Genomic DNA, 7,810 nt, shown 5'->3' with positions numbered 1-7,810 from the left:
CGAGGCCAGCAAAGCGGTGGCCCGCCTGCATCAGCTGGATCCGCGCTACACGGTGTTTGCCCAGCAGGCGCCGCAGGCTATCGATCGCGGCGTGTTTCATAACGACGTCATCGCGGTCAGCAATCGCCATGTGCTGTTTCACCATCAGCAGGCGTTTGTCGATCAGGCGACAGTGCTGGCCACGCTGCGGGCTAAAAGCGACAGTCTGGATATCCCGTTCACCAGCGTGGAAGTGCCGGACGAGCGGGTTTCGCTCGATGACGCCGTGGCCTCATACCTGTTCAACAGCCAGCTGCTGAGCAAACCAGACGGCAAGATGCTGATCGTGGTGCCGGAGGAGTGCCGCCAGCGGGAAAACGTCTGGCGCTATCTCAGCGATCTCGCCGTCGACAGCGCATCGCCGATCGATGAAGTGGCGGTCTTTGACCTGCGGGAAAGCATGCGCAACGGCGGCGGCCCGGCCTGTCTGCGGCTGCGAGTGGTACTCAACGAGGCGGAGCGCCAGGCGGTCAACGCCCATAGCCTGATGAACGACGAACGTTATCAGCAGCTGACGGCATGGGTGGAAAAACACTATCGCGACCGGCTGCATGCCCGCGATCTGGCGGACCCGCAGCTGCTGCGCGAGGTTTATCAGGCGCTGGATGAGCTGACGCAGATCCTGCGCCTCGGCGCGGTCTATGATTTTCAGCGTTAAGGAGCGGCAGATGGAGCACCTGGTTAACGATTTACTGCACTGCCGCCTGCAGGCGTGGACCTTTCCGGCGGGCATCGAGGCCCGCTGGCTGGGCGAGGGCATTTTACAGCTGCTGCCGACGGCGCCGTGGCGCCAGGCGACGATCCTCTCCGCCGGCGTGCATGGCAATGAGACCGCGCCGATTGAACTGCTGCTGCAGCTAACCCACGATCTGAGCCAGGGGCGGCAGCCGCTCACGCAGGCGCTGCTGATCGTCTTTGGTAATCTGCCGGCGATCCGCGCCGCGCGCCGCTATCTGCATAACGACCTGAATCGCCTGTTCGGCGGCCGCCATCTGGCGGTCACCCCGGGAAATGAGTCGCGGCGGGCTTTTGCGCTGGAGCAGGCGGTGCAGGCTTTTTATCGCGCCGCCGATGCGGCGGGGCCGGTCAACCGTGGTCATCTCGATATGCACACCGCCATTCGCGAATCGCTGTATCGCCAGTTTGCGCTGCTCCCGGCCCACGCCGGGGATTTTTCGCCCGATTTCTATCAGCTGCTGCAGGCCAGCGGGATGGACGCCGTCGTGCGCCATACCGAAGCGGGCGGCACCTTCACCCATTTCACCTGCGAAAAGTTCGCCGCGCAAAGCGCCACCCTGGAGCTGGGGAAAGTGATGCCGTTCGGCGCCAACGATCTCAGCCTGTTCGCCGCCGCCGACGCGGCGATCCGGGCCTGGATCGCTGATGCGCCGCTGCCGCCGCGCGACAAAGCGCCGGTGGACTACTTCCTGGTCGAGGAGAGCATCATCAAGCGCGAGGGGGAATTTACGCTTAATCTCGCGGCAGACGTTGAAAACTTCACCGCGCTCCCGGCAGGGTATGAGATCGCCCGCCAGGCAGAGAAACGTTGGGTGGTGCAGGCCCGGGCCCCCTATATCCTCTTTCCCAACGCCGGGGTCGCCACCGGCCAGCGCGCCGGGCTGTTGCTCCGCGCCGCTGCCCTTCGTCTCCCGCAACCAGCCTGAGGAAACACCATGACTGAACATCAACATCAGGCGTCACCTGCCGCCGGAGGTGAAGGCGCGTCACAGCTTAAGCGCGGGCTCAGCGCCCGCCATATCCAGATGATTGCCCTCGGCGGCGCCATCGGCACCGGGCTGTTTATGGGGGCGGGGCGCAACATCGCCGTCGCCGGCACCTCGATCCTGGTTATCTATGTGCTGGTCGGGTTCTTTACCTATATGGTGATGCGGGCGATGGGAGAGCTGCTGCTCACCCGCCATGACTACCGCTCGTTTGCCGACTTTGTCGGCGAGTATCTCGGGCCGCAGGCCAGCTTTTACCTCGGCTGGACCTACTGGCTAAGCTGGGTGGTGACCTGTATCGCCGACGTGGTGGTCTGCGGGAGCTATATGCAGTACTGGTTCCCGGAACTGTCGGCGTGGATGCCGGCCCTCAGCATGCTCGCGATCCTGTTCCTGCTTAACCTGCTGTCGGTGAAAATGTTTGGCGAGGCGGAGTTCTGGTTCGCCCTGATCAAGGTGATCACCATTATCGCCCTGATCGGCACCGGCGGCTGGATGATTGCCACCGGCTGGACCTCCCCGGACGGCGTGACGGCCTCCCTCAGCCATCTCACCGACCCGACGGCCTTTATGCCCCACGGCATCACCGGCTTTTTCGCCGGCTTCCAGATAGCGATCTTCTCCTTTACCGGCATTGAGCTGCTGGGCACCATGACGGCGGAGACCCGCGATCCGCAGCGCATTTTGCCCAAGGCGATCAATGCTCTGCCGCTGCGGATTATCATCTTCTATCTGCTGTCGATGGTGGTGATCATCGCTGTCGCCTCGTGGCCGGGGGTGTCGGCGGAGACCAGCCCCTTCGTGACGCTGTTCGCCAAGGCCGGGCTGCCTGCCGCCGCGGCGGTGATTAACTTTGTGGCGCTGACCTCGGCGATGTCCTCGGCCAACAGCGGGGTCTTCTCCAGCACCCGCATGCTGTACGGCCTGTCGGTGGAGAAGCATGCGCACTGGCAGTTTCGTATCCTGTCGCGCAGTACCCGCATTCCGGTGCGCAGCCTGCTGTTCTCCTGCTTCTGCATGCTGATCGGCACGCTGTTGCTGTTTCTGGTGCCGAACGTGATGACCCTGTTCACCATCGTCTCGACCCTGGCGGCGATTATGGTGGTGTTCAGCTGGGGGATGATCCTCGTGGCCTATCTGGTTTACCGCCGTCAGCGTCCGGACCTGCACGCCGGGTCGATCTTTAAGATGCCCGCCGGGGTGGTGATGAGCTGGGTGAGCCTGCTGTTCTTCGCGTTCGCTATCTTCATCATGATCTTTGACCCGGACACGCTGCTGGCGCTGTTGGCTTCTCCGCTGTGGTTTATCGCGCTGTGGGGCTTCTGGAAGCTGAAGCAGCGGCGCGAGGGGCAGCTTCAGCTGGACAACCAGAGCGCCTGACACCCGCCGGTCCTGGCGGCCGGCTAAGCAGGGGGGAAGACTTGACGCCTGTTTGTGCCCGGTGACGGCTGGCGCCTTACCGGGCCTACATGCTTACCGGACCTGGGATAAGCGGTTTCCCCCGCGGCGCGATCCCCCCAGGCCCGCGCACGCGCAGCGCCGCCGGGCGGGATAGTCGGCTCCGGAGCGGCTTTACTGCCCGGTGGCGGCTGGCGCCTTACCGGGCCTACATGCTTACCGGACCTGGGATAAGCGGTTTCCCCCGCGGTGCGATCTCCCAGTAGGCCCGCGCAAGCGCAGCGCCGCCGGGCGGGATAGTCGGCTCCGGAGCGGCTTTACTGCCCGGTGGCGGCTGGCGCCTTACCGGGCCTACATGCTTACCGGACCTGGGATAAGCGGTTTCCCCCGCGGCGTGATCTCCCCCCAGGCCCGCGCACGCGCAGCGCCGCCGGGCGGGATAGTCGACTCGGGAGCGGCTTTACTGCCCGGTGGCGGCTGGCACCTTACCGGGCCCATGCTTACCGGACCTGGGATAAGCGGTTTCCCCCGCGGCGTGATCTTTCTCCAGGCCCGCGCAAGCGCAGCGCCGCCGGGCGGGATAGTCGGCTCCGGAGCGGCTTTACTGCCCGGTGGCGGCTGGCGCCTTACCGGGCCTACATGCTTACCGGACCTGGGATAAGCGGTATCCCCCGCGGTGCGATCTCCCCCCAGGCCCGCGCACGCGCAGCGCCGCCGGGCGGGATAGTCGGCTCCGTAGTAGCCCTGGCGGGCTGCGGTCAGGCGCTTTCCGCCCGGGAGGGGGCCGTGCCCAACGCGGACTTCATCCGGCTGGCGCAGAATATCGCCAGGAGCGAAATCGCCACCGTAACGCCCAGATAAATGGCCACCGGCCGCCAGTCACCGTCATATTTTGCCAGCAGACCGGTGGCGATAAGCGGCGCGGTGCCCCCGGCCAGCGCGGCGCCCAGCTGGTAGCCGAGGGTGATCCCGGTATAACGCACATTGGCGCTGAAAATCTCAGAGCACAGGGTGCCGAGCACCGCGGTTACCGGCGCCCACAGGATGCCGAAGGCAACGATCGTCGCCAGCATGATGCCCCAGCCGCTACCGGTGTCGAGCAGCAGGAACCACGGGACGATAAACAGCCCCAGCAGCACCACGCTCAGGGTGTACATCTTTTGCCGACCCACCTTGTCTGACAGCAGCCCCATCAGCGGGATCATCACGGTGGCCACCAGCGCGCCCAGGGTCACGGATTCCAGCGCCTGCGACTTCTGATAGCTCAGGGTGGTGGTGGCGTAGCTGACTACAAAGGTGGAGAAGATATAGAAGGGGGCGGTCTCCACCACTTTCAGGCCGGCGGCGATCAGCACTTCCCGCCAGTGGTGCTTGAGCGTATCGCGCAGCGGGGCCTTCGCCACCTGGCCGGATTTTTTCACCTGCTTAAAGGCGGGCGTTTCGTCGATATCTTTGCGGATCCACAGGCCGAGAAAAACGAGGACGGAGCTGAGCAGGAACGGTATGCGCCAGCCCCAGGCGAGAAACTGCGCCTCATCGAACAGCGTCATCAGCGAGACGATAAATGTTGCCATCAACATGCCGATGGTCACCCCGGCCTGGGGAATGCTGCCGAAAAAGCCTTTCCGCTTTTCCGGCGCGTATTCATAGGCCAGCAGCAGCGCGCCGCCCCATTCGCCGCCGATACCCATGCCCTGAATAATGCGCAGAGTAATCAGCAGGGCCGGCGCCCAGAGGCCCACCATCTCGTAGGTGGGCAGCAGGCCGATCGCCACCGTGGCGCTCCCCATCAGCGACAGGGTCAGCACCAGCGTCTTCTTGCGGCCGATGCGATCGCCGATATGGGCGAAAATCACGCCGCCGATGGGGCGGATAAAAAACGTCAGCGAGAAGGAGAGCCAGGAGAGGATCAGGCCGATAACCGGGTCGACCATCGGAAAGAAGATTTTGTTGAACACCAGCGCGGCGGCGGTGCCATAGAGAAAATAATCGAACCATTCGATGGCGCTGCCTGTCAGGCTCGCGATCAGTACCTTCTTGTTTTTCTGCAGAATGGATGCAGTGTTGTCTTGTGGATTGCTCATTACGAAACGTTCTCCCGCCACGGTAGATAGGTCAGGTGTCACTCTGTACGAGCAGGGTGCAACCTGATGTGAAAAGGTTGTGTAATTGTTAAGCAACTTAGGGTTGAAGGTTACAATTGGCAAGTTTATGGCTGGCAAACTGGGCATTATGGCGCGCTTAGAACTGGTATAACCGCGACGCTATTTTTTATTTTCCACCTGATTTTGCTGTTTTTTGTTATTTTCATAGTGAGTTGTTCAGGTGCAACCCGCCTGTTTTTAGATGTTTCTTGTTATTTCAAAATGGTTACAAATCGACGCCGCTATGCCTCCCGGCAGGCGGCGTTTATGATAGCGAAAGCATCCTCTCCGCTCGGCTGAGAGAGGATTAAGGAGACAGAATGGCAGAACAATTTCCTCCGCTGTCGGCAGCGACGCTGGCGGCGGCTAACCAGGTCGGCGCCTGGCTGGCGCAGGACGATCTGGCGACGCTGCCCGCGCTGCCGCAGGTGGACGTGGTAGTGCTGGCCGGCAACGCCGTGATCCCAACCATCGACGCCGCCTGCCGTCTGGCGGCGGCGCAGGCGGTCCCGCTGCTGATCAGCGGCGGCGTGGGACATTCTACGGGCTATCTCTACGAGGCGGTGCGCCAGGATCCCCGTTACCGTACGTTGCCGGTGGATGGCCGCCCGGAAGCACATGTTCTGGCCGACATTGCTCATGACTACTGGCACATCCCCCATTCGCGGCTGGTGGTGGAGGACCAGTCAACCAACTGCGGTGAGAACGCCCGTTTTACCCGGACCACGCTGGAGAGCCGGGGGCTCGCCCATCGTCGCGGGATCGTCATTCAGGACCCGACTATGCAGCGGCGAACCATGGCTACCTTCGCCCGCGTCTGGCAGGGGGCGACGACGCCGCCGCAGTGGTTGAGCTTTCCCGGCTGCTCGCCGGTGCTGGAGCAGACCGATGGCCAACTGGGGTTCGCGGGCGGCGGAGCGGGGCTCTGGCCGGTCACCCGCTACCTGGGGCTGCTGCTGGGCGAGCTGCCGCGCCTGCAGGATACCCCTGAAGGGTACGGTCCGCGGGGAAAAGACTTCATCAGCCATGTCACCTTCCCGCCGGAGATCCTCGACGCCTGGCGACAGCTGCGGGAGGACGCCCAGCTTGCCGGGGCGCTGCAGGCCCGCACCCTCGGCTGAAAAATGCCCGTTTACGGCAGATTCGTCGCAAACGGGCAATTTGTGTTATTAAAATGTAACCTCAAGCGGGCATTTTTGGCCCGTTTTTATGAATCAGCTCACAGAACTGCGTCAATGTGCTGCCGAACAGCGGCTTATCCGCCCGATATTTAACAAAAAAATCACCTGTTAAATACAAATGCACCACAGGAGCAGCCATGACAGCACCCGTTCAACACCCGATGTATATTGATGGCCAGTTCGTTTCCGGTCGCGGCGACGGCTGGATCGACGTGCTTAACCCGGCGACCGAAGCGTTGCTGTCGCGGATCCCGGACGGGACTGCCGAAGAGGCGCGGCTGGCGATTGACGCCGCCGAGCGCGCCCAGCCCGGCTGGGAAGCGCTGCCGGCCATTGAGCGTGCGGGCTGGCTGCGCAAAATTGCCGCTGGTATCCGTCAGCGTGCCGACGAGATCGCCGGGCTGATTGTCGCTGAAGGCGGCAAGATCAAGCAGCTGGCGGCGGTGGAGGTTGCGTTCACCGCGGACTATCTCGACTATATGGCAGAATGGGCGCGCCGTTACGAAGGTGAGATCGTGCAGAGCGATCGCCCGGGGGAGAATATCCTTGTCTTTAAACGCGCGCTGGGGGTGACCACCGGGATCCTGCCGTGGAACTTCCCGTTCTTTCTTATCGCCCGCAAGCTGGCGCCGGCCCTGATCACTGGAAATACCATTGTCATTAAGCCCAGCGAATTTACGCCCAATAATGCCATCGCCTTTGCCGAGATTGTCCATCAGGTTGGGTTGCCGAAAGGGGTCTTTAACCTTGTGCTTGGCCGCGGAGAAACCGTTGGCCAGGAGCTGGCCGGCAATCCGAAGGTGGCGATGGTCAGCATGACCGGCAGCGTGGCGGCGGGAGAAAAAATTATGGCCGCTGCGGCGAAAAATATCACCAAAGTGTGCCTCGAGCTCGGCGGCAAAGCGCCTGCCATTGTAATGGACGATGCGGATCTGGAGCTGGCGGTGAAAGCGGTAGTGGACTCGCGGGTGATTAACACCGGGCAGGTGTGTAACTGCGTCGAGCGGGTCTATGTTCAGCAGGGAATATACGACCGCTTCGTCAACCGCCTCGGTGAGGCGATGAAGGCCGTCCAGTTTGGCGACCCGGCGACGCGGGATGACATCGCGATGGGGCCGCTGATCAACGCGGCGGCGCGGGACCAGGTGGCGGGCAAAGTGGCGAAGGCGGTGGCGCAGGGGGCGCGGGTGGCGCTGGGCGGTCAGCCGCTGGAGGGCAAAGGCTATTTTTATCCGCCGACCCTGCTGCTGGATGTACGTCAGGAGATGGACATTATCCATGAGGAAACCTTCGGTCCGGTGCTGCCGGTGGTGGCCTTTTCGAC

At 62.8% G+C, this 7,810-nt stretch carries 7 protein-coding genes; 5 read left to right on the top strand and 2 right to left on the bottom strand.

Annotation, left to right across the window (positions count from 1 at the left end; translation table 11 throughout):
* The 3 genes from KHQ28_RS24450 to KHQ28_RS24440 all read left to right on the top strand — a co-directional run.
* On the top strand, positions 1-697 hold a 697-nt coding region (locus tag KHQ28_RS24450; RefSeq protein ID WP_211777709.1), incomplete at its 5' end, for an N-succinylarginine dihydrolase.
* 10 nt (positions 698-707) lie between these two features.
* The gene (astE, locus tag KHQ28_RS24445) at positions 708-1,703 is read left to right on the top strand and encodes a succinylglutamate desuccinylase (RefSeq protein WP_032419028.1); all 996 of its coding nucleotides are present in this window, start codon (positions 708-710) and stop codon (positions 1,701-1,703) included.
* A 9-nt stretch (positions 1,704-1,712) separates the two neighbouring features.
* Positions 1,713-3,143: an amino acid permease gene (locus KHQ28_RS24440; protein WP_002903059.1), complete on the top strand. Its 1,431-nt coding sequence runs from the start codon at positions 1,713-1,715 to the stop codon at positions 3,141-3,143.
* Positions 3,144-3,919: 776 nt separating this feature from the next.
* Here KHQ28_RS24440 and KHQ28_RS24435 read toward each other — a convergent pair.
* Positions 3,920-5,245 carry an MFS transporter gene (locus KHQ28_RS24435; RefSeq protein WP_032419027.1) on the bottom strand — a complete coding sequence of 442 codons (1,326 nt, stop codon included), beginning with the start codon at positions 5,243-5,245 and terminating at the stop codon, positions 3,920-3,922.
* Between the two features lie 380 nt (positions 5,246-5,625).
* On the opposite strand from KHQ28_RS24435, the gene KHQ28_RS24430 reads away from it, so the two are divergent.
* Positions 5,626-6,426, top strand: a complete 801-nt coding sequence (locus KHQ28_RS24430; protein WP_020316474.1) for a YdcF family protein — start codon at positions 5,626-5,628, stop codon at positions 6,424-6,426.
* A gap of 61 nt (positions 6,427-6,487) precedes the next feature.
* Here the strand turns inward: KHQ28_RS24430 and KHQ28_RS24425 are convergent, their stop codons facing one another.
* On the bottom strand, positions 6,488-6,625 hold the full coding sequence (locus tag KHQ28_RS24425) for a hypothetical protein (protein ID WP_004140057.1): 138 nt from the start codon (positions 6,623-6,625) through the stop codon (positions 6,488-6,490).
* On the opposite strand from KHQ28_RS24425, the gene aldA reads away from it, so the two are divergent.
* The coding region (gene aldA, locus KHQ28_RS24420) for an aldehyde dehydrogenase (protein WP_211777708.1) at positions 6,624-7,810 on the top strand (1,187 nt) is incomplete at its 3' end. The two genes, KHQ28_RS24425 and aldA, sit on opposite strands and share 2 nt — an antisense overlap.

Origin of the sequence: Klebsiella sp. 28, assembly GCF_018223905.1 — a bacterium.
Taxonomy (GTDB): Bacteria; Pseudomonadota; Gammaproteobacteria; order Enterobacterales; family Enterobacteriaceae; genus Klebsiella; species Klebsiella pneumoniae.
The sequence above is the reverse complement of the archived record's forward strand: the minus strand, read 5'-3'. Positions and strand labels throughout refer to the sequence as shown.

Excerpts from the sequence above, each read along its gene's own strand:
- astE (WP_032419028.1), top strand. The coding sequence starts at position 708 with ATGGAGCACCTGGTTAACGATTTACTGCACTGCCGCCTGCAGGCGTGG.
- KHQ28_RS24440 (WP_002903059.1), top strand. The coding sequence starts at position 1,713 with ATGACTGAACATCAACATCAGGCGTCACCTGCCGCCGGAGGTGAAGGC.
- KHQ28_RS24435 (WP_032419027.1), bottom strand. The coding sequence starts at position 5,245 with ATGAGCAATCCACAAGACAACACTGCATCCATTCTGCAGAAAAACAAG.
- KHQ28_RS24430 (WP_020316474.1), top strand. The coding sequence starts at position 5,626 with ATGGCAGAACAATTTCCTCCGCTGTCGGCAGCGACGCTGGCGGCGGCT.
- KHQ28_RS24425 (WP_004140057.1), bottom strand. The coding sequence starts at position 6,625 with ATGGCTGCTCCTGTGGTGCATTTGTATTTAACAGGTGATTTTTTTGTT.